We start from the raw sequence: 19,686 nt of genomic DNA on the forward strand, positions 1-19,686 counted from the left end.
GATGCGAGTCACGACGATATGGCTGTCACCTAAACTGAGCTTCGGATTGTTTGAAATACACATCAGGTGGGCAAAAATGAACGAATCAGCCATGATTTCCGAGCTTGACCTCGAAATTGTGAATGCACTCCAGATCAATCCACGGGCCGAGTGGAGCCGGATTGCCGACGCTCTTGGCCTGTCCGCGCCCACCGTTGCCAGGCGATGGAACGTCCTCGCCAGCCAGGGCCAGGCTTGGATCACTCCCGCACCTGGCCAGCGCTATCTCAGCGCAGGGTGGTCTGCGTTCATCCATCTGTCATCCCTGCCCAGCGAGAGCGAGGCCCTGATCGAACGGCTGTGCGCTGAGCCTGCGTTCGGCACCGTTTCCTTGGTGACGGGCGGGCACGACCTCTTCATGGACTGCTTTGCTTCCAGCCACGAGGAGCTGATGGATATCGTCACCGGCGCCTTTCCCAAGCTGCCCGGCGTCACACACCGTGAGGTCGTCTTCGTCACCAAGCTGTACCGACAGGCCTCGGAGTGGCGCAGCGGCACACTGGAACCGGCACGCGCCAGACTAGTGACAGCGGAGCCCCTGCCCGAGCATCCCGGCTACGCCCCGGACAGGCTCGATGCTGCGTTATTGGAAGAGTTGGCCAAGGATGGCAGGGCAAGTTGGGCCGAATTGGGTGCCGCCTGCCGGGTCTCTCCTCAAACAGCACGACGGCGGGTTGAACGGTTCCTTGCGACCGGTTACATCACGCTGAGATGCGATTCGTCCACCTCCACGCAACAGGGGCTGCGGGAAGTGACGCTTGTCCTGAACGTTCCAGCCGAGTACGTTGACGGCGTCGGACGCTTCTTCGCCGCCTTGCCCAACTGCCGGCTTAGTGCCCAAGTCCTTGGCGCACAGAATCTACTGGTCACCCTGTGGGTCCGTGACTATCTGGAAGTCCAAGCCTACGAACGCGAACTGGCCCAGCGGGCTCCGGGAAGTGCAGTCATCTCCAGGCAGGCGGTAGTCCGGACATACAAGCGGCTCGGCCATGTCCTTGATCAAGCAGGTTGCAGCCGCAGCGTGGTGCCCCTTCCTCTCTGGAGGGAACCTTCCTGAACGTTATCCACAGCGGCCTATTGTGCTCTGGACGGAATGACCTCGGTTTCATGTACAGCAGGGCGTTCCGCGATCTCGACGGCCACCACTGGGAAGTTGTGTGGATGGACCAAGCCGCGGCACAGAGCGGCCCGCCGGAGCACTAAGGCGCGTCGGCGCCGCTGGCCCTAGCCCAGCGCCAACGCCAGCACGCCAAGCACGACGGCGAGCAGCGGCGTTGTCCCCTGGAGAACCGCAGGGCGGAGGTACTTTTTGCCACTCGCTGCGAGCACCAGCGCCGCAAGGAGCATGGAACCGCAGCAGCTGAATACGAGGGTCCAGCCAACCTGGGGTGCACCCATGGCCACTGCGATGATGCCTATCAGCGCACCAATGGCCAGGAACAGATTGTAGAAGCCCTGGTTGTAGGCGAGCGGCTTGGTGGTTTCGGCGTCAGCCTGCGATGTGACGCTGAACCGCTTCCATGTGGCTGGCTTGGTCCACGTGATGGACTCCATCGTGAAGATGTACACGTGGAGCAACGCCGCAAGCAAGGCAAAAATCAGGGAGGCCAGGATCATGGTCTGATCCTAGCCTCCCCGTGTTACGAAGCCTGTGAGGGCGGGGTTGTGTCAGTCACTGAGCATCGCCAGCGTCGCCCCGGCGAAGGACCATGCGGAACCATTCCATCGGGCCAGCAGGCCTTGGAGGTTCTCACCATCGGCCCGGTGCGCGGCGGTCTCCGCTTCGAGGGTGGCCAGGATTCCGGTGCGCAGCTCCGTGTTGAAGTTCACCTTGCCAACCTGCAGGGAAGGAGCTTTTGCGAGTTGGTCAGCCGGGATTCCTGAGGCGCCATGCAGCACCAGAGGGACGTCCGTCCGCGCAGCAACTTCCTGGAGTACGTCCCAGCGGATGTTGGGCTCACCCTTGTACTTTCCGTGGACGTTGCCCACGGCGATCGCCAGGAGTTGCGCACCGGTGCGTCCCACGAAGTCAGCCACCTGCTCAGGGTCAGTCAGTCCGGCGACGGAAGTCCCGGCGTCGGGCGCTGGATCTTCAGTACCGAAGGCCTTGTCCTCGTCGCCAGCGAGGCCGCCAAGTTCTGCTTCGATCACGACGTCGAACTCACCTTGCGCATCCAATGCGGCTCGGACTTCGCGGACCAAGGCGATGTTGTCCTCGTAGGACAACGATGACCCGTCGGCCAGCACAGCATCAGCCCCGGCGGCCACGGAATCCTTGATGACCTGCAGGTCCGAGGCGTGATCCAGCTGGACGGATACCGGAACGCTGGCGTCGTCGGCCAAGCCACGAAGAGCTGCGATGAGCCGGAGCCCGTTGGGCGTTGATGCCGTCTTGGGCGCTACCAGCAGGATCACACCCAGCCGGGCTTCCTCCGCCGCCGAAACAACGGCCAGCGCAGTGGTGAAGTCGTAGCAGGTGAAAGCCGGAACAGCGGAGCCGTGGGCGAGGGCGGTGGAGACGAGCCCATCGAGTTTGGCGCGCATTAGTGGGCCAAACCTCCCACCAGGATCCAGGCGACGTATGTCAGCGCGAAGCCAGCCAGGCCGAGGATGGTGGTGAGGACGGTCCAGGTCTTGAGACCATCGGTGACAGTGAGCCCGTAGTACCGAATCACGGTCCAGAAGCCTGCGTCCGTTACGTGGGACAACCCCAACGCGCCGAATCCGATGGCGATCACGATCACGGCGATCTGGGCCGGCGTGTAGCCGCCTTCCATCACTGCGGAGGTGAGCAGGCCCGTCGTCGTGACAATGGCAACGGTGGCCGAACCCTGGGCCGCCCGGAGTGCCAAGGAGATGATGAAGCCGAGCACGATCACCGGCAAGCCCAGGTTGTCCAGCGTGTGGGAAAGGGCGGCTCCGATGCCGGAGGTGCGGAGAACTTCACCGAACACGCCGCCCGCTGCGACAACCATGAGGATGGACGCAATGGGAGGAAGGGCGCCTTCGAAGATCTCACCGGTTTCCTTGAGTGACCAGTTGCGGCGGACCGCCAGCAGGAAGAAGGCGAGGGCTACCGCCACGAGGAGCGCGAAGAACGGGTTGCCGATGAACGCGGCCACGCCGTACCAGTAGTTGTCCTTGGAAATGGTCAGCGTTCCCAGGGTGCCCACCAGGATCTGGACGATCGGAGCAGCGATCAGGAACATGATCAGGCCCGGACGGGGAGGGGCGATGGCGCGGGCGCCGGGGCCCTCGTGGCCAACGTGCACGAGCGAGTCCGCAGAACCGAACTCGTCCACCTGCGCCTTGACGCCAGGGAGCAGCTCGTAGTTTTTGCGGTTCATGATGCTGGCAACCCAGTAGGACAGGAAGCCGAGCGGCACGCAGATGATCAGCGAGATAAGGGTGATGAGCCCAATATCGGCGCCAAAGACACCGGCGCCCGCAACGATTCCCGGGTGCGGCGGCACAGCCACGTGGATGGACAGCATGATGCCGGCCATGGGCAGGCCGAACTTGATCGGGTGAACGTTCGCGATCTTGGCGAAGGCGTAGACAATCGGGACGAGGACGATGACGCCCACCTCGAAGAACACCGGAATCGCCACGAGGAAGCCCACGGCCGTCAAAGCGATGGCAACGCGCTTCGCTCCAAGCTTCTCGGTGAAGTGTGTAGCCAACGACTGCACGCCGCCGGATACCTCGATCATGCGGCCAAGAATGGCACCGAGGGCAATCAACAAAGCAACCTTGCCCATGGTGCTGCCAACGCCGTTGGCCACCACGGTGAAGATGTCCTTGAGCGGAATCTGGGCCGCTACACCTACCAGGATGCTGACAGCCAACAGGGCAACGAAGGCCTGGATCTTGAAACGGATGATCAGTACCAGCAGCAAGGCAATGCCCGCAGCAGCAATAGTCAGCAACAGGGGTGTTCCCAGTTCCACTGCCGGTTTGATGGCGGGGGCATCGGCAGCCCGGACCACCAAGGAGTTGATGAGGGGATTCATTGGGGGTGTCTCCTTTGACAAACCAGTCTAAAAGACTGGCGGGAGGTGGCGACGACGACGAAGGGGGGACCGCCGCCGTCGCGGGTTTTTGGTGGGTTAGGCGGTGCGCTTTGTGGGCGCTACAACCTTGATGACGGCGGAGTCGTCGGCTGCGGCGAGGCCCTGGGCCTGGCCGAGAAGGTAAAGCTGTTCTGCAGCAGCTGCAACGGGCGCGGCAAGGCCGGCAGCGCGGGTGGCTTTGCCGACGATGCCCATGTCCTTGACGAAGATGTCGAGGCGGCTGAGGACCTCGGCCCCGTCCTCGGTATAGGCCTCCAGGATGCGCGGGCCCCGGTTGGAGAGCATGAAGGAGCCTGCGGCACCGGCTTCGAGGGCGGCGAGGGTCTTCGCCTGATCCAGGCCCAGGGCATCAGCCAAGGCCATCGCCTCGGCAGCAGCGGCGATATGCACACCGCACAAAAGCTGGTTGACGGTCTTGAGCGCCTGGCCATCGCCGGGCTTGTCGCCAACAATGCTCAGGGTGGAAGCCAACAGCTCCAGGGCAGGACGGGCCTTTTCAAGGGCCTTCGGTTCGGCTCCAACAACAATGAGAAGGTCGCCTTCACCCGCGCGCTTAGGTCCGCCTGACAGCGGAGCATCCACCAGCGCGACGCCGTACCCGGCCAGCTTTTCGACCGTGGCCGGAATGGCCTCGGTCCCAACTGTGCTGCCGAGGATGACAACGGCGCCCGGCTTCAGAACCGAGGCAACGCCGTTCTCACCGAACAGGACCTCGTTGAGCTGCTCCCCATTGCGAACGGCCAGGAGCAGCGCGTCGGCATCCTGCGAGGCTTCACGGGCAGATGCGAAAGTCTTGATACCGGCTGCGGCAGCGAGCTCCAAACGGGGCTCGGCGATGTCAAAACCGTGGACCGTCAACTCTGACGCGAGGCGCGTGGCCATGGGCAGGCCCATGGCGCCGAGGCCCAGAACGGTGACGGTGTAGTTGCTGCTGGTCATGGTGTTCTCCATTGAATGCGGGGTTGGGTGTGGAGTCTGCTAGAAAGTGGTGCTGAGCTTGCGGGTGACCTGGGCGAGGGACTGGTCATCGCCCACATTGCCGGCGAACACGATGTACGGGATCCCTTTCGCGGGGCCATCCACCGGTTCCCAGAGCGAAACGATGCCCGGCAGCATCGGTCCGCGGACGATCGCGTGGCGGATTTCCAGTCCGTGCGCCGCGACATCCGAGGACGTGATGCCACCCTTGGCGATGACGAACCGCGGCGGGAATGTTTTCAGCGTCCGGTTCACAACATTGACGACGGCGGCCGAGACCGTGCGGGCGATCTTCAGGCTCGCTGTGGCGTCGTCGGTCTTGATGAGCAGGCGGCTGGTGTGGACGATCACGTCGCCTTGATGGAGGGCCTCGACGACGTCGGACACCACCGTGGCGATATAACCGTCAGCTTGGGGAACCAGCAGCTTCTCAACATCGATCTCGATAATGCGCGCGGAGCTGTGTGCGGCCGTAAGGGCGGTGAGCTGCCGGGTGGTCACACCGACGTGGGAGCCGACCACGATCAGGCCACCGGATGTGGAGGGAGTGTTGCCCGCGTACGCCTCTTCGGAGGTCAGTGCTGTGCGGATTTCCTGACCGATCCGGCCGCGGACGAACGGGGGGCCTACGCGGTAAAGGAGTTTCTTGCCGCGGCGTTCGGCTTCTTCCAGGCCAAGGGCGAGTGCACGCAGATCGTTCTCGGTGACGATATCGGCCACGATCGGAGTCGAGTTCGAGGCTGGCTCAAGGGCATCGGCGATTGCTTTGGCGGAAATAGCGGGATCCTGGGCGGAGGCCCCTGCACGGATAGTGTTCAGGTCCAGGACGATCACCTCGCTGGCCGGGAACCTGCCCTGCGACTTCTCCTCCACATACTTGGCCATCTCGGAGTTGGCGAATCCGAAGCTGGCGTCCTTGGCGAATTCCGTCTCTGCCACGGGGGTGAGCTTGCCGGCTTCTTCCCCGGTACCGCGCATGTAGTGGACACCGCCGATGGTTACCCTGCCAGCGTCCGGGAATGCGGGGACGATTACTACGCCGTGGGTGGTTTCACCGGTCTCGGCGGCAACCGTGGCGGCGATGACATCAGGCTCCAACGGATAGTGGCCACGCAGGGTGGAGTCGCTGCGGCTAACAAAACCAAGCTGGAGCCTTGGACCCGCGGAGCCTGCCGCCGCCGCTAGTGCGTTGCGGACGATCTCCTCATTACGCGCTGCAGCCTCGGCAGGATCCAGGCTGCGGGTGTTGGTCAGGACGTACACGGCGGGCTTGGTTTGGTTCTCCCGGATGTAGGCGAAAGCCCATGCAAAGTCAGCGACTTCCCAGCGGGTGAGGACGGCGAGATCCGAAACGGACTGGGTTCCGGTGGGGTCGTCGTCAAGGACAACCAGGATGCGTGGGGCCTCAGCCGAGGACGCGGCAATAGCGTCGGCAACCAACTGGGCAGGAATGTGGACTTCCGCCGGGAAAGCGGCCAGAACGTCGGATTCAAGGGTCACTGTGCACTCCATCGTGGGAAATCTTTGTAGCGGTTTCGTGAATGTAAGATGTCAGACATCTAACATTTCATAGCCAGTGTGACACAGCGCTCCTCACCGCGCAAGATGCCCTACATCACTAGGCTGGAGACATGGCCGGCACCGCAGTTCCACTCCCCTTCGTGGATGCTCGAACCTCCTCGCCTTCCCCCGGCGGGCAGGTCCCGGTTGTGCTGATCCACGGCTGGGCTTCAGGCTCCGTCTACTGGGAGCCGCTCGCGAAAATACTGCTCGACGCCGGGCGCGAAGTTTGGATCCTCGACCTCCCGGGCTATCACCGGGGTCAGGACCTGCCCGCCGACTTCACGTGGACGTTGGAAAGCGCCGCCGCGTCGGTCGGAGCAGCGATCCGCGCCCGCACAGATGGGCCCGTTCACCTTGTGGGACATTCGATGGGCGGCAGCGTCTCACTGACCTTGGCGGCAAAGCATCCAGAACTAGTGGCAACGCTCGCCTTGGTAGGAATGGTTCCGGCGCCTCAAAACGAGGCGTTCAAGAACCTCTTGGTATCACAGCTGGAGCAGGGATTTTTCGACGCCGCTACCAAGCTGAAGCTCATGAACGCCTGGTACGGGGAACTCTCCGCAGAAGACATGGAGCTGCTCAGCAAAGGATTCGATACGCCGTTCCGTATTCTGTCTGCCAGTGCCTGGGCGGCCATGACCGGCGTCGAACCTTCAGCGCCTAGCCGCGTTCAGGCGCCGTTGCTGGTGATCGCTGGAACGGGCGACCGCGTGCGGTCAATCGAGCAGATGGCTGCGTTCGTGGCGGCAAGCCCGACGCGCACGCTGAAGGCAATTCCCGACGCGGGCCACACCGTCCATTGGGAGCAGCCGGAAGAATGTGCCAGGACTTTGTGTGAATTTTGGAAAACGAGCTGGCCACCGCCAGCGTAAGATGTCTGACAACCGCCGCGCCTGGAGGAAAACATCCATGAGGTGCCGGACGGTCTGAATTACAGGAAATGGGGATACATGGCACGCAAGTCGCTGGTGGGCGTCGTTGCTGATGAGCTGCTGGACCGGATCATCGCGGGCGAGTTTCCGCCCGGGACACTTGTCCCTGGCGAACTGGAGCTCAGCGCCCGGCACGAGGTGAGCCGCATGACCGTGCGCGAAGCTATGAAGACCCTCGAGGCGCAGCGGATCCTCAGCGTGGAACGTGGCCGCGGTACGTTCGTCAATCCGCTGAACCAGTGGGCATCCTTGGAGGCCGTCCTGCGCGCCGCTTCCGAAGGCACCAAAGACGCGGCCGCGGCCGTCCAGCTCATTGAGCTACGCCGGATGCTGGAGACCGGCGCCTGCGAACTCGCTGCGGAACGTATTTCCGACGACGAGCTGACCACCCTGACAGAGCACGTTGAAAGAATGCAGTCGGCACACGAGGTCAATGACGTGGCCGCCTTCGTGGAAGCCGATCTCGCGTTCCACGATGTCATCCTCCACGCCTCGGGCAACGTGTTCGTGGCTGTTCTGTTCGAGCCATTGCATCGTGTACTCGAAGCACGGCGGACGCAGACTTCAGCTTTCGCTGACATCCAGGCGCACGCGATCGGCCATCACCGGAAAATTGCGGCGGCCCTGGAGTCGCGGAATCCGCATGAGGCCCGGCTGGCCATGGACGCCCACATGCAGCAAACGTTGGACGATCTGAAGACGTACGTCCTGGAGGCGTAAGCCTTATAGACCCATAACCAAGGGACAGCACTTGTCGCAGCACATGCTCAGAGCGACAAGTGCTGTCCTACTTGGTAAGGGCTAGGCGTCCACCTCCGTGTTCACGATGTAGACGTCGCACGGAGCGCCGTGTGCCACGCTGTTGGCGATGCTGCCAAGGACACGTCCAAGGCCCTTCATCCGCTTGTTTCCCACTACGATCAGCGAGGCGTTGTTGGTCTCGGCGTAGTTGATGAGCGCGTTGGCCGGCGTACCGCGTGCTGCAAAGTACTTGACGTTGCCACTGGGGACCTCAAGCTCCTCAGAGACGTTGCGGGCCACGTATTCTGCGGAGTCGGCCGAAGAAACCGTGATCCTGTCGCTGCCGCTGCCAAATTCTTCAATGCGGTCATCGGAGAACCCGCTGATGACATGCAACTCGGCGCCAAGGGCTGTGGCAAGCTTCGCCGCTGCCACTGCTGCGCGCTTGGCCGTTTCGCTGCTGTCAACGCCGACGACAATAACTTCAGACATGAGTACTCCTGGTTGTGGGAATTCACTGGTGGTGCTGCTAAAAATCTACACTCCATCACCATCCGCCGCCGGGATCCGGGAAGAACCGGCATCTTGCAGCCTCTGTGTTTACGATCCTGCCTGTCCGGGTAGGGATAAGTCATCGGAACCATTACGCGACCGAAAGGCAAGGACATGAGCGAGGCATCATTTTCCCCGCAAACCGCCATCGTCACAGGATCTGACTCAGGGATAGGACGTGCCACGGCAGTTGCGCTGGCCAAGGCAGGCATGGATGTCGGCATCACCTGGCACACGGACCAGCAGGGTGCCGAAGACACCGCAGAAGAGGTCCGCGGCCTGGGCCGCAAAGCGGTGGTGCACCACCTGGACACCACGAACGTCTCCGAAACCGCTGCCAGCATTGACAACCTGGCCGAGGAACTCGGCGGCGTGGACGTGTTCGTGAACAACTCCGGAACGGGAGATGGCACCAAGTTCCTGGAGCTGGACTACGACACCTGGATGTCCACCTTGGACACCAACCTCAACGGCGCTTTCGTGGCCATGCAAGCAGCTGCCAAACGCATGGTCAATGCGGGCCGCGGCGGACGCATCATCGCCGTGACCAGCGTGCACGAGTTCCAGCCGCGGGTGGGAGCCTCCGCCTACGATGCCTCCAAGCACGGCCTTGGCGGGCTCATCAAGACCATGGCACTGGAACTCGCAGAGTTCGGGATCACCGCCAACAACGTGGCTCCCGGTGAGATCGCAACACCCATGACCGGGCAAACGGACGAGGACCCACGGCAGAAGGAGCGGCCGGGGGTACCGCTGGGACGCCCCGGCGACGCACGGGAAATTGCGGCCGTCATCGCCTTCCTGGCCTCCCCGGATTCCAGCTACGTCACTGGCGCCTCGTGGCCCGTGGACGGCGGAATGCTCCAAATGGGACCGCACGCAGGATCGCACATCACGGGCAATGACTGGCGCGAAGGCTGAGCCCGCCAGACCTCTGGCCCGCACGGACGTCCGTGGGCTAGTCTGCAGGAACGGCCTGCCCAGCGGGCCAGCATTTTCAAAGATTCAGGGACGATGATGAGGAGCACCATGGCTGACCACACATATAGCGTTTCCGAAATTGTTGGCACTTCTTCCGAGGGCGTCGACGCGGCCGTCAGGAATGGCATCGCCGCCGCCGCCCAGACGCTGCGTAACCTGGACTGGTTCGAGGTGAAAGAGATCCGCGGTCATCTGGAGGACGGCGCAATTGCCGATTGGCAGGTAACCATCAAGCTCGGTTTCCGCTTGGAGCGCTGATCCGCCATCGCGAGATGACAGTTAATGCCAATGTTTCAGAAGAACATTGGCATTAACTGTCGTCTCGGCGAGCTGGCTCGGGTTGGGGCGCCTGAACGCCCACCTCGCCAAAGCTGCTGAGCAGCGTCAGGGCGTCCGACGACGGCGAGCCCACCTTCGCGGAATGGACCCTTAGGAGCTGGTCGGGATCGTCCGGGAGGCTTAGCGTTTCAAAGTTCAGTTCAAGGTCGCCAACCACGGTGTGGTGCAATCTCACCGTGCCGGCAGAGCGTGAGGCCACCCGGTGCCCCGCCCACCATTGACGGAAATGCTCGCTGTGCACCGCAAGTTCGCCTACGAGCTGGTTGGTTTGGGGATCGTTGGGGTGCCTGCCGACGTCCATCCGCAAAGCGCCCACTGCCTCGGCGGCCACGGTTTTCCAGTCCCTGAACAGCTCCTTGGCCGCAGGATCCAGAATGATCCAGCGGGTCAGGTTCCGCTCAGCCGCGGGCAATGCTGTGAAATCCGTGAACAGCAGATGCGCCATCCGGTTTCCAGCCAGTACATCCGCACGCCGCCCAAGGACCATCGCGGGAACATCCCCGACGGCGTCCAGCAGCTGCCGCAACGCGGGGCGCACCTTTTGGGCGGGGCCCGGATTGCCGGCTGAACTGGCGCAATGCTCCAGCAGGTCCAACATGTGCGCATGCTCCCCCGCGTCCAGGCGGAGCGCCCTGGCAACAGAGTCGAGGACTGCCTTGGAGGGGTGGATGTTCCGGCCCTGCTCCAGGCGTGTGTAGTAGTCGGTACTCACCCCGGAGAGCCTCGCCACTTCTTCGCGGCGGAGCCCGGGCACCCTTCGTGAGCCGGTGGACTCCTGGGCCCCGGCGTCCTCCGGCGAAAGGCGGGCACGCATGACTTTGAGGAATTTTCCGAACTCGGCGCTTTGACCCATCCGTCCATTCTGCCGTTATCGCGGCCGGCAAGACCAGAGCAGGACCACCGATTTGGGTAGGACTGCCAGACCTAGGAAAAACAGGATCAGGCTGGATTGCTGACTCGACGACGAAAACTGAATAGGCTCAGTACAGAGCCTCCCGAAAACGCTTTCTGGAATCCCGGCTTCCCCAGCCGCACCCACAGGAACCAACGGGCTGGCTTGGAAATATCTACCTCGAAGGAGACCTCATGCCAGAGCTGACCCTAAACAACGGCGTCACCATTCCCCAGCTCGGATTCGGTGTTTTCCAGGTGCCTCCGGAAGAAACACAGAAGGTGGTGGAAGACGCCTTGGAGGCAGGCTACCGACACATCGACACCGCCGCCGCCTACCGCAACGAGGCTGGCGTTGGCGCCGCCATCGCAGCCTCAGGCCTTCCCAGGGAAGACCTTTTCATCACCACCAAGCTCCGCAATGGCGAGCAGGGTGAGGCGTACGACGCCTTCCAACGCAGCCGCGACGCCCTCGGCCTGGAGGTGGTTGACCTCTACCTGATCCACTGGCCCGTCCCTTCGCAGGGCCTGTACACCCAGGCTTGGAAGGAGATGGAGAAGCTCTACCAGGACAAGCAGATCCGGTCCATCGGCATCTCCAACTTCCTCTCGGACCACGTGGATACGCTGTTGCGGGATGCAGACGTAGTGCCGGCCGTCAACCAGATCGAACTGCACCCCACGTTCCAGCAGGCCGATCTTGCAAACAAGTGCCGTGACCTCAGCATCGCCGTTGAAGCGTACAGCCCTTTGGGACAAGGCAAGGACCTGAACGCCGAGGTAGTGGCCCTGGTGGCTGCCGCACACGAAACAACGCCAGCACAGGTAATCCTGGCCTGGCACCTCGCGCAGGGAACCATCGTGATCCCCAAGTCCGCGGACTCCGCCAGGATGCGCGAGAACCTAGGCGCCGCCGATCTCACCCTCACCCAATCCGAACTGGCTGCCATCACCGCCCTGGAGGCCGGCGCCCGCATAGGTTCCGATCCCGGCGTCGCGGCTTTTACCCAGCTCTAAACAAACCAAAAAGGAAACAACAGCATGCAGTACACCCACCTTGGCCGTTCCGGCCTGAAAGTTTCACGCCTCTGCCTGGGCACCATGAACTTCGGCCCCCAGACGGACGAAGCAACGGCGCACTCCATCATGGATTCCGCACTGGATTCCGGCATCAACTTCTTCGATACCGCCAACGTTTACGGTGGTACGGGCCACCGGGGATGGACCGAGGAAATCATCGGGCGCTGGTTCGCGAAGGGCGGCGAGCGCCGGGAACGGACAGTGCTGGCCACCAAGCTTTACGGCACCATGACGGATCGTCCCAATGAATCAAAGCTCTCCGCACTGAACATCCGCCGCGCCCTCGATGCCAGCCTGAAGCGCTTGCAGACGGACTACATCGATATCTACCAGTTCCATCACATTGATCGTCAAACACCGTGGGATGAGATCTGGCAGGCAATCGAAGTAGCCGTCCAGCAGGGCAAGATCCTGTATTCGGGCAGCAGCAACTTTGCTGGCTGGCACATTGCCCAGGCCCAGGAAGCCGCTCGCAGGCGGAACTACACCGGCCTGGTCAGCGAGCAGTCCATCTACAACCTCTTCCGGCGTGAGCTGGAGCTTGAGGTCATCCCCGCCGCGCAGCATTATGGCCTTGGCCTGATCCCGTGGTCGCCTTTGCAGGGCGGCTTGTTGGGTGGGGTGCTGAAGAAAGAAGAGCAGGGCGTCCGCCGCGCTGAGGGCCGGGCACTGGAAACCCTCAAGAAGCATGAGGACCAGATCCGTCAGTACGAGGATTTTGCCGATGAGCTGGGCCAGAAGCCCGGCGATGTCGCCCTGGCTTGGCTGCTTCATCAGCCTGCCGTGACGGCGCCGATCGTGGGACCGCGCACCCAGGAGCAACTGGACGCCGCAGTCCGCGCCCTGGACGTGACCCTCAACGAGGATGCGCTCAAGCGCCTCGATGACATCTTCCCTGGCCACCGCACCGCCCCGGAGGACTACGCCTGGTGAGCAGCCTCCTCCCACAAGCGGACACCGTCCGGCCGCGGAACATCCTGTTCATCGGCGGGACCGGCGTCATCAGTGCGGCTGCGGCTGACCGCGCCGTCGCGCTGGGCCACCGGCTGACCATCCTCAACAGGGGACGGTCAGCCGGGCGGCCGGTTCCCGAAGGCGCCGAGGTGCTCCACGCGGACATCCGGGACACCGAGGCTGTGCGGGAGGTTCTTCGCGGAAGGGAGTACGACGCCGTGGCCGACTTCATCTCGTTCACACCGGCTCATGCGCGGGCCGGCTTGGAGATGTTCCGGGGGAAGACTGGTCAGTACGTTTTCATCAGTTCCGCCTCGGCTTACCAAAAGCCGCCCAGCACCCTGCCCATCAGGGAATCCACTCCCCTGAAGAACCCGTTTTGGAAGTACTCGCAGGACAAGATTGCGTGTGAGGAGTTGTTGTTTGAGGCCTACCGCGAGCAGGACTTCCCTGTCACTGTGGTCCGGCCATCGCACACCTATGACCGGACCAAGATCGCACTGGTGGGCGGTTGGACTGACATTCACCGCATGCGCGCGGGAATGCCCGTGTTGGTTCATGGGGACGGGACCTCCCTGTGGACGCTGACCCACAGCCGTGATTTCGCCAAGGCCTTCGTTGGGCTCTTGGGAAGGCCGCAGGCTGTCAGCGAGAGCTACAACATTACTTCCGACGAGTTCTTGCCGTGGAACCAGATCTATCGTCTCTTCGCCCGGGCAGCCGGGGTTGAAGAACCCGAGCTGTTTCATGTTTCCTCCGAGACCATCGCCGCGCATAGCAAAGAGCTTGGCCCCAACCTCTTGGGTGACCGCTCGCACTCGGTGGTGTTCGATAACTCCAAGATCAAAGCACTCGTGCCGGATTACCAGGCAACCATCCCTTTCGCGGATGGTGCGAGGGAGATCATCGACTGGCACGATCAGCATCCCGGGCTGCAGGTAGTTGCGGAAGACTTCATGGAGCTGAGCGATCGGCTCTATGAGTGGTCTCGGCGGTAGCTGTTGCCAAGCAGCCATTGGCCAGCGTAGAACAGCAAAGAGACCCGCCGGTGGAGATTCAAGCAGTAGAGGAGATCATGCTCATGACACTTGCCCCGCTCATTGAACTCAACGACGGCTACAAGATCCCGCAGTTGGGGTTGGGTACATGGCCCTTGGATGATGCCCAGGTTGCTGACGCCGTAGTGGAAGCTGTTTCCTGCGGCTATCGACACATTGATACGGCGGTTAAATACGGCAACGAGACGGGAGTGGGCAACGGCATTCGCGCCTCCGGCGTGGACCGGGGCGCACTCTTCGTCACCACCAAACTGGACGGTGGGTTCCAAGGCGCGGGCAAGGCAGTGGCTGGGCTCGATGGCTCGCTGGAACGCCTGGGTCTGGACTACGTTGACCTGCTGCTGATCCATTGGCCGCTCCCCCGCCGAGACGAGTTCGTCTCCACGTGGAGGACCTTCGAGGAACTTCAGGCATCGGGCAAGGTGCGTTCCATCGGTGTTTCCAATTTCAAGCCCTCGCACCTTGACCGGCTGTTCCGGGAAACGGATGTTGTTCCAGCGGTCAACCAGATTCAGGTCAATCCCGCCATCCCGCGTCCTGTTGCCATCGCGTTCAACGAGCAGCACGGGATTGTCACGGAATCGTACAGTCCACTGGGCGCCAGCAGCGACCTCCTGAATGCCCCGGTTCTGGCAAGCATTGGCAACAAGCATGGAAAGACGCCGGGCCAGGTGGTTCTCCGTTGGCACGTCCAGCAGGGCCTGGTTGCCATCCCCAAGACCGCCAATCCCCAGAGGATGCGGGAGAACCTTGACGTCTTCGGCTTCGAGCTGGACCAGGATGACCTTAGAAGGCTACAAACCCTGGACGCCGGTCCTGATGCCGGCGTCGACTCGGACGTGCAGGGACACTAAGGGGACGGGGACACTAAGGGGACGGGACACTAAGCGTGGGGGAACTCAACATGGAAACAGCAGGCACAGAAAGACTCATCTGGACCGGGTCCTACACTGCGGACCGGAATGGAAATGGCGAAGGAATCGGCGCCATCACGCTGGATACAGACGGGAAACTCACTTCGCTTGGCCTGGCTGTGCCAGCGAACTCGCCGTCCTTCCTCGCCATTCACCCAACCCTCCCTGTGCTCTATGCCGTGGCCGAGGAAGGCAAGATGGTACGGGCCTACCGGCGTACCGGCACCGCTGAACTGGAGCCAATGGGCGAGCCGTGGCCGGCGGGCGAGGCTGCTTGCCACGTCGCCACGGATCCACAGGGCCGGTTCATTGTGGTTACCTGCTGGGGCGACGGCCAGGTCATTCTTTACGAACTGGACCACGACGGCGCCATCACCTCGCGAACCAGCGCGGAAGCCGCCGTCGACCCCCATCAGACCGGACCCACCGACGAGCCGCGGCCCAGCCGCGCACACTCAAGCCTCATGCTTCCCGATGGTCGAGTCATGACCACGGACCTCGGGCACGATCTTGCGAGGGTTTGGCGGTATGAGCCAGGCCAAGGTCTGTTGCCCGATCACCACGTGATCCTGCCCAAGGGCTCCGGCCCGCGTCACATGGTGCGGCATCCCAGCGGTACGGTTTTCATCGACACGGAGTACTCGATTGAGGTTGCAGCTCTCAGGGCCGAACCCCAAGGAGTCTACGAACTCACGGCCGTGGTTCCCGCCAGCGTCAACAAAGCGTTCGACGGCGACTCCGCCGCCGAGATTGCAATGTCCACTGAAGGTCGGTTCATCTACGTGGGAGTCCGCGGCTCCAACCGGATCTGTGTCCTGAAGGTAGGCGCACAAGGCACGGACGTGACACCCCTTGCAGATATACCAAGCGGGGGCGACTGGCCACGGCACCACCTGGTCCACAACGGCTGGCTCTTGGTGGCCCATGAAGGTTCCAACGACGTCCTGAGTTTCAGGCTCGACCCCGAAACCGGCCTGCCCGACGGGCCCCTGGGCAGGATGGAGACGGGGTCCCCGAGCGTGCTGGTTCCGGCGGCTTAGGCCGCCCAGACCTGGACGTCGTCCGTTCCGCAGAACAGCTTACGGCCAGTGGGTTCAAGGACCACCCACAGCAGTTCCTGGTGGTGGGAAACGTCGTCAACACGGCCCGTACCTGCACCCCAGGCGACATCGTAGATCCAGACGCGATCCCCGGCGCCCAGTTCAGTCCACTGGGCGGCCGGCACGTGCCGGTAGTCGGCGGGCCTATTCAGAATGGAGCTGGTCATGCTTGGACTTCGCCGGCGGTCCGAAGCCGCCAGACTGTGGGCAATCCGTTATGCGCGGGTAGGACGTGACCTTCGGCAAACACCAGGACGGCGTCGGGCTCAGCGTCCGGGCTCCACAAACCCGAGGCCGGGCAGTGGGAACCGGTGGGCATGACTCGGGTGGCTCGTTCGCGCAGGAGGGCGATGCTCTTCATCGTTGAAACTCATCCTTGGGTAGTTCAGGGCGCTGCATGCTGTGAAGCAGTGCCTAGTGTGAAGCAGATCTCCTCAACCCTATGCAAGTCATAGACGCTTCGTTATAGGCAATTGCATAGCATTTCCGCATGGTGTCATGCAGGCGAACAACAGGATTTAGGCTCGTTCTCGGGTAAGAGCACTGCAAACGCTTCCAGTATTGGCCGTGTAATAGCTCTTCACATGCGGAAAATCGTCTAATTCTCTGGATCAGGACACCGCAAGCGCTTACAGTTGTGAGTTGCCACACAACAGAGTCGTTTAGCGGAAGGTTCCATCACTTGCTATCTCGCAGCTATAGATCCATTGTTCCCGCCGTCGTACTCGCCACCGCAGTGGTGACGGCTTCCACCGTTCTCCCCGCGAGCGCCGCCACCACCAAGAAACCAAGCCCCGATCCCGCCGCCCAACACTCGATCCGCGGCGGCGTCAGCAATCAGAACTTCTACTTCGTCATGGCTGACCGCTTCAACAACGGCACGAAAGTCAACGACGACGGCGGGCTGGGCCCGGATCCGATGGTCTCCGGCTACGACCCCACCGGCAAGGGCTTCTACAACGGTGGTGACCTGAAGGGCCTCCAGGACCGTTTGGACTACATCCAGGGTTTGGGAACCAACGCCCTCTGGCTCACGCCAAGCTTCAAGAACAAGGCAGTCCAGGGCGGTGGCGAGTTGGACAACAGCTCAGCTGGCTACCACGGGTACTGGGTTACGGACTTCACGCAGATCGACCCCCACCTGGGCACGAACGCTGAACTTAAGACACTCATCGAAGCGGCCCATGCCCGCGGCATAAAGGTCTACTTCGACATCATCACCAACCACACTGCGGACGTGATCCAGTATCAGGAGTCTGAGTCAGCGCCGTACGTTTCCAAGGAAAGCGAACCGTACCGCACGGCGGCCGGTGAGGCTTTCGATGACCACGACTACGCCGGTACGCAGGACTTTCCAGCGCTGGATCCAGCCACTTCCTTCCCCTACACGCCGGTGGTCCCCGAAACCGAGAAGGACGTCAAAGTTCCCGCCTGGCTCAACGATCCCACGCTCTATCACAACCGGGGAAACACGACCTTTTCCGGCGAGGACGCGCTCTACGGCGACTTCTTCGGCTTGGACGATCTGTTCACGGAGAATCCCCGCGTGGTCAACGGCTTCGTTGATGTCTACAAGAGCTGGATCCGGGATTTCGGCATCGACGGCTTCCGCATCGACACCATGAAGCACGTGAACGATGAATTCTGGCAGCAGTTCGGCCCCCAGGTCCTGAGCTACGCCAAGGAGCAGGGCAAGGACGAATTCTTCATGTTTGGCGAGGTCTTCGACACCTCAAAGAGCGTCACGTCCAAATTCACCACCAGGAACAAAATGCAGGCCGTGCTCGACTTCGGTTTTCAGGGAGCTGCCCGCAGCTTCGCTTCCCAGAGCAGCAAGGCCAGTGGTTTGGCCGAGTTCTTCAACGGAGATGACTGGTACACGGATGCGGATTCCAACGCCTACCAGCTGCCCACCTTCCTGGGAAACCACGACATGGGCCGTATCGGCACGTTCATCGCCCAGGACAACGCCGGGGCCTCCGACGCCGAACTCGTCGAGCGCGATGAACTCGCCCACGAGCTGATGTATTTCTCCCGGGGTAACCCCGTTGTCTACTACGGAGACGAGCAAGGATTCACGGGGGCAGGTGGGGACCAGGACTCGCGCCAATCGATGTTTGCCAGCAAGGTTCAGGAATATCTTGACGACGACCTTCTGGGCACCAGCGCTACGCATGCAACAGACAACTTCGATACCGGGCACCCGCTGTACAAGAAGATCAGCGAACTTGCTGCACTCACCGCCGAGCACCCCACCCTCCGCAGCGGCGCACAGCAGAACCGGTACGCCGCCGACGGCCCCGGGATTTACGCCTTCTCGCGCATCGATGCCAAAGAGCAACGTGAGTACGTGGTTGCCGTGAACAACAGCGAGAGCGCGCAGACAGCCGAGATCCCGACGTACGAGGCGAAGCAGCCGTTCAACCTCGTTTATGGCGACGCTGCAGCCGATGCAAAGACTGACACGCAGGCGAAACTGACCGTCACAGTGCCTCCGCTTTCCACCGTGGTGTACCAAGCAGCGGGGCGACTCGCGCAATCCAAGGCGGCACCCGGCGTCGTACTCAAGAAGCCGGTGACGGCTGCTGGTGACCCTTCCCGCCTGAAGGTGGCGGCAGACGTCGACGGTAAATCGTTCTACGAAGTCACTTTCCAGGCGCGGACGGCGGGCGGCGAATGGCAGTCGATCGGCACGGATGACAACGCGCCGTACCAGGTGTTCCACGACGTATCTTCCCTGGAGTCGGGCGCGTCAGTGGAGTATCGCGCGGTGGTGCTGGACAACAGGGGACAGACCTCCGCGAGCGAGCCGCGGAGTGGCGTGGTGGGTGAGCCTGTGCAGCCCGAAACCGTGACCGTTGCAGGCAGCCTCAACACCGAGCTTGGCTGCACGGAGGATTGGCAGCCGTCGTGTGAGCAGGCGTCGATGACTTACGAACCAACGCACCGTCTGTGGCAGCTGAACGTCCCGAACCTCCCGGCAGGAACGTATGAGTTCAAGGCCGCGATCAACGGCTCGTGGGACGAGAACTACGGAGCGGGTGGCGTTCTGAACGGACCGAATGTGGTGTTCACGCACAGTGGCGGCGCTGTCACATTCCTCTACGACCACGCAACGAACCTGATTACCGCCGCGGTTGCCGGTCAGCAGCCTGCTGCCGTATCCGTTCCCGGCAGCCTGAACTCCGAGCTCGGTTGTGCCGGCGACTGGATGCCTGATTGCCCGCAGGCCCAGCTTGCCTTGGATCCTACCGATGGCACCTGGAAACTGGCAGTGCCGAACCTCCCTGCAGGGAACTACGAGTTCAAAGCCGCGATCAACGGCTCCTGGGCTGAGAACTACGGTCTGGGCGGCGCCGCGAACGGCAGCAACATAGCCCTTAAGCACGACGGCGGCGCGGTCACCTTCCGGTACGACCCCGCCAGCCATCTACTCACCACCCGCTAGCCCAACTACGTAGCAGCTGATGCCCTTTTGAACGCTCAAAAGG

20 protein-coding genes are annotated in these 19,686 nt (G+C 62.3%); 11 read left to right on the forward strand and 9 right to left on the reverse strand.

The features are described from left to right. The first annotated feature begins 76 nt into the window (after window positions 1–76). Window positions 77–1,096, forward strand: a complete 1,020-nt coding sequence (locus tag ACFX4T_RS21155; RefSeq protein WP_223947574.1) for an Lrp/AsnC family transcriptional regulator — start codon at window positions 77–79, stop codon at window positions 1,094–1,096. Window positions 1,097–1,263: 167 nt separating this feature from the next. On the opposite strand, the gene ACFX4T_RS21160 is transcribed toward ACFX4T_RS21155, so the two are convergent. The 5 genes from ACFX4T_RS21160 to ACFX4T_RS21180 form a co-directional block, all read right to left on the reverse strand. Continuing rightward, window positions 1,264–1,656, reverse strand: coding sequence for a DUF1304 domain-containing protein (locus ACFX4T_RS21160; RefSeq protein ID WP_216922597.1), 393 nt, complete (start codon window positions 1,654–1,656; stop codon window positions 1,264–1,266). 51 nt (window positions 1,657–1,707) lie between these two features. Further along, entirely contained in the window at window positions 1,708–2,583 is an 876-nt protein-coding gene (locus ACFX4T_RS21165; protein WP_377653921.1) for a class II fructose-bisphosphate aldolase, read from the reverse strand. Beyond that, entirely contained in the window at window positions 2,583–4,052 is a 1,470-nt protein-coding gene (locus ACFX4T_RS21170; protein ID WP_377653923.1) for a GntP family transporter, read from the reverse strand. The genes ACFX4T_RS21165 and ACFX4T_RS21170 overlap by 1 nt, the downstream gene beginning before the upstream one ends. Window positions 4,053–4,148: 96 nt before the next feature. Next, on the reverse strand, window positions 4,149–5,051 hold the full coding sequence (locus tag ACFX4T_RS21175; RefSeq protein WP_216922600.1) for an NAD(P)-dependent oxidoreductase: 903 nt from the start codon (window positions 5,049–5,051) through the stop codon (window positions 4,149–4,151). 39 nt (window positions 5,052–5,090) lie between these two features. Beyond that, entirely contained in the window at window positions 5,091–6,590 is a 1,500-nt protein-coding gene (locus ACFX4T_RS21180; RefSeq protein WP_377653925.1) for a four-carbon acid sugar kinase family protein, read from the reverse strand. A 131-nt stretch (window positions 6,591–6,721) separates the two neighbouring features. Between ACFX4T_RS21180 and ACFX4T_RS21185 the strand changes: the two genes are divergently transcribed. Beyond that, window positions 6,722–7,525: an alpha/beta fold hydrolase gene (locus tag ACFX4T_RS21185; RefSeq protein ID WP_377653927.1), complete on the forward strand. Its 804-nt coding sequence runs from the start codon at window positions 6,722–6,724 to the stop codon at window positions 7,523–7,525. A gap of 78 nt (window positions 7,526–7,603) precedes the next feature. Continuing rightward, window positions 7,604–8,305, forward strand: coding sequence for a FadR/GntR family transcriptional regulator (locus ACFX4T_RS21190; protein ID WP_377653929.1), 702 nt, complete (start codon window positions 7,604–7,606; stop codon window positions 8,303–8,305). Between the two features lie 81 nt (window positions 8,306–8,386). On the opposite strand, the gene ACFX4T_RS21195 is transcribed toward ACFX4T_RS21190, so the two are convergent. After that, window positions 8,387–8,818, reverse strand: a complete 432-nt coding sequence (locus ACFX4T_RS21195) for a universal stress protein (protein WP_377653931.1) — start codon at window positions 8,816–8,818, stop codon at window positions 8,387–8,389. A 174-nt stretch (window positions 8,819–8,992) separates the two neighbouring features. Between ACFX4T_RS21195 and ACFX4T_RS21200 the strand changes: the two genes are divergently transcribed. Both ACFX4T_RS21200 and ACFX4T_RS21205 read left to right on the forward strand, forming a co-directional pair. Beyond that, window positions 8,993–9,799, forward strand: coding sequence for an SDR family oxidoreductase (locus tag ACFX4T_RS21200; RefSeq protein ID WP_377653933.1), 807 nt, complete (start codon window positions 8,993–8,995; stop codon window positions 9,797–9,799). Between the two features lie 108 nt (window positions 9,800–9,907). Beyond that, complete coding sequence (locus ACFX4T_RS21205; protein ID WP_216922612.1) at window positions 9,908–10,117, forward strand: dodecin; 210 nt, start codon at window positions 9,908–9,910, stop codon at window positions 10,115–10,117. 52 nt (window positions 10,118–10,169) lie between these two features. Here ACFX4T_RS21205 and ACFX4T_RS21210 read toward each other — a convergent pair whose 3' ends face one another. Beyond that, window positions 10,170–11,051, reverse strand: a complete 882-nt coding sequence (locus tag ACFX4T_RS21210; RefSeq protein WP_216922614.1) for a helix-turn-helix transcriptional regulator — start codon at window positions 11,049–11,051, stop codon at window positions 10,170–10,172. Between the two features lie 233 nt (window positions 11,052–11,284). Between ACFX4T_RS21210 and ACFX4T_RS21215 the strand changes: the two genes are divergently transcribed. From ACFX4T_RS21215 to ACFX4T_RS21235, 5 genes are all read left to right on the forward strand, one after another. Then, a complete protein-coding gene (locus ACFX4T_RS21215; protein WP_377653936.1) occupies window positions 11,285–12,106 on the forward strand; it encodes an aldo/keto reductase in 822 nt (273 codons plus the stop codon). 24 nt (window positions 12,107–12,130) lie between these two features. Next, complete coding sequence (locus ACFX4T_RS21220) at window positions 12,131–13,102, forward strand: aldo/keto reductase (RefSeq protein ID WP_377653938.1); 972 nt, start codon at window positions 12,131–12,133, stop codon at window positions 13,100–13,102. After that, a complete protein-coding gene (locus tag ACFX4T_RS21225; RefSeq protein ID WP_377653940.1) occupies window positions 13,099–14,121 on the forward strand; it encodes an NAD-dependent epimerase/dehydratase family protein in 1,023 nt (340 codons plus the stop codon). The genes ACFX4T_RS21220 and ACFX4T_RS21225 overlap by 4 nt, the downstream gene beginning before the upstream one ends. An 83-nt stretch (window positions 14,122–14,204) precedes the next feature. Continuing rightward, window positions 14,205–15,035, forward strand: coding sequence for an aldo/keto reductase (locus ACFX4T_RS21230; protein ID WP_377654028.1), 831 nt, complete (start codon window positions 14,205–14,207; stop codon window positions 15,033–15,035). Between the two features lie 50 nt (window positions 15,036–15,085). Further along, window positions 15,086–16,135: a lactonase family protein gene (locus ACFX4T_RS21235; RefSeq protein ID WP_377653942.1), complete on the forward strand. Its 1,050-nt coding sequence runs from the start codon at window positions 15,086–15,088 to the stop codon at window positions 16,133–16,135. On the opposite strand, the gene ACFX4T_RS21240 is transcribed toward ACFX4T_RS21235, so the two are convergent. Both ACFX4T_RS21240 and ACFX4T_RS21245 read right to left on the reverse strand, forming a co-directional pair. Further along, entirely contained in the window at window positions 16,132–16,362 is a 231-nt protein-coding gene (locus ACFX4T_RS21240) for a hypothetical protein (RefSeq protein WP_216922625.1), read from the reverse strand. The genes ACFX4T_RS21235 and ACFX4T_RS21240 overlap by 4 nt on opposite strands. Beyond that, the gene (locus ACFX4T_RS21245) at window positions 16,359–16,556 is read right to left on the reverse strand and encodes a hypothetical protein (protein ID WP_216922627.1); all 198 of its coding nucleotides are present in this window, start codon (window positions 16,554–16,556) and stop codon (window positions 16,359–16,361) included. The genes ACFX4T_RS21240 and ACFX4T_RS21245 overlap by 4 nt, the downstream gene beginning before the upstream one ends. 321 nt (window positions 16,557–16,877) lie before the next feature. On the opposite strand from ACFX4T_RS21245, the gene ACFX4T_RS21250 reads away from it, so the two are divergent. Beyond that, entirely contained in the window at window positions 16,878–19,643 is a 2,766-nt protein-coding gene (locus ACFX4T_RS21250) for an alpha-amylase family glycosyl hydrolase (RefSeq protein WP_377653944.1), read from the forward strand. Window positions 19,644–19,686 lie beyond the last annotated feature (43 nt).

The sequence above is a fragment of the Paenarthrobacter sp. YIM B13468 genome (assembly GCF_042788025.1).
Classification (GTDB): domain Bacteria; phylum Actinomycetota; class Actinomycetes; order Actinomycetales; family Micrococcaceae; genus Arthrobacter; species Arthrobacter aromaticivorans.

What these genes read in the sequence shown, in the direction of transcription:
- ACFX4T_RS21155 (WP_223947574.1), top strand. Translation starts at nt 77, where the DNA reads ATGAACGAATCAGCCATGATTTCCGAGCTTGACCTCGAAATTGTGAAT.
- ACFX4T_RS21160 (WP_216922597.1), bottom strand. Translation starts at nt 1,656, where the DNA reads ATGATCCTGGCCTCCCTGATTTTTGCCTTGCTTGCGGCGTTGCTCCAC.
- ACFX4T_RS21165 (WP_377653921.1), bottom strand. Translation starts at nt 2,583, where the DNA reads ATGCGCGCCAAACTCGATGGGCTCGTCTCCACCGCCCTCGCCCACGGC.
- ACFX4T_RS21170 (WP_377653923.1), bottom strand. Translation starts at nt 4,052, where the DNA reads ATGAATCCCCTCATCAACTCCTTGGTGGTCCGGGCTGCCGATGCCCCC.
- ACFX4T_RS21175 (WP_216922600.1), bottom strand. Translation starts at nt 5,051, where the DNA reads ATGACCAGCAGCAACTACACCGTCACCGTTCTGGGCCTCGGCGCCATG.
- ACFX4T_RS21185 (WP_377653927.1), top strand. Translation starts at nt 6,722, where the DNA reads ATGGCCGGCACCGCAGTTCCACTCCCCTTCGTGGATGCTCGAACCTCC.
- ACFX4T_RS21190 (WP_377653929.1), top strand. Translation starts at nt 7,604, where the DNA reads ATGGCACGCAAGTCGCTGGTGGGCGTCGTTGCTGATGAGCTGCTGGAC.
- ACFX4T_RS21195 (WP_377653931.1), bottom strand. Translation starts at nt 8,818, where the DNA reads ATGTCTGAAGTTATTGTCGTCGGCGTTGACAGCAGCGAAACGGCCAAG.
- ACFX4T_RS21200 (WP_377653933.1), top strand. Translation starts at nt 8,993, where the DNA reads ATGAGCGAGGCATCATTTTCCCCGCAAACCGCCATCGTCACAGGATCT.
- ACFX4T_RS21205 (WP_216922612.1), top strand. Translation starts at nt 9,908, where the DNA reads ATGGCTGACCACACATATAGCGTTTCCGAAATTGTTGGCACTTCTTCC.
- ACFX4T_RS21210 (WP_216922614.1), bottom strand. Translation starts at nt 11,051, where the DNA reads ATGGGTCAAAGCGCCGAGTTCGGAAAATTCCTCAAAGTCATGCGTGCC.
- ACFX4T_RS21215 (WP_377653936.1), top strand. Translation starts at nt 11,285, where the DNA reads ATGCCAGAGCTGACCCTAAACAACGGCGTCACCATTCCCCAGCTCGGA.
- ACFX4T_RS21220 (WP_377653938.1), top strand. Translation starts at nt 12,131, where the DNA reads ATGCAGTACACCCACCTTGGCCGTTCCGGCCTGAAAGTTTCACGCCTC.
- ACFX4T_RS21230 (WP_377654028.1), top strand. Translation starts at nt 14,205, where the DNA reads ATGACACTTGCCCCGCTCATTGAACTCAACGACGGCTACAAGATCCCG.
- ACFX4T_RS21235 (WP_377653942.1), top strand. Translation starts at nt 15,086, where the DNA reads ATGGAAACAGCAGGCACAGAAAGACTCATCTGGACCGGGTCCTACACT.
- ACFX4T_RS21240 (WP_216922625.1), bottom strand. Translation starts at nt 16,362, where the DNA reads ATGACCAGCTCCATTCTGAATAGGCCCGCCGACTACCGGCACGTGCCG.
- ACFX4T_RS21245 (WP_216922627.1), bottom strand. Translation starts at nt 16,556, where the DNA reads ATGAAGAGCATCGCCCTCCTGCGCGAACGAGCCACCCGAGTCATGCCC.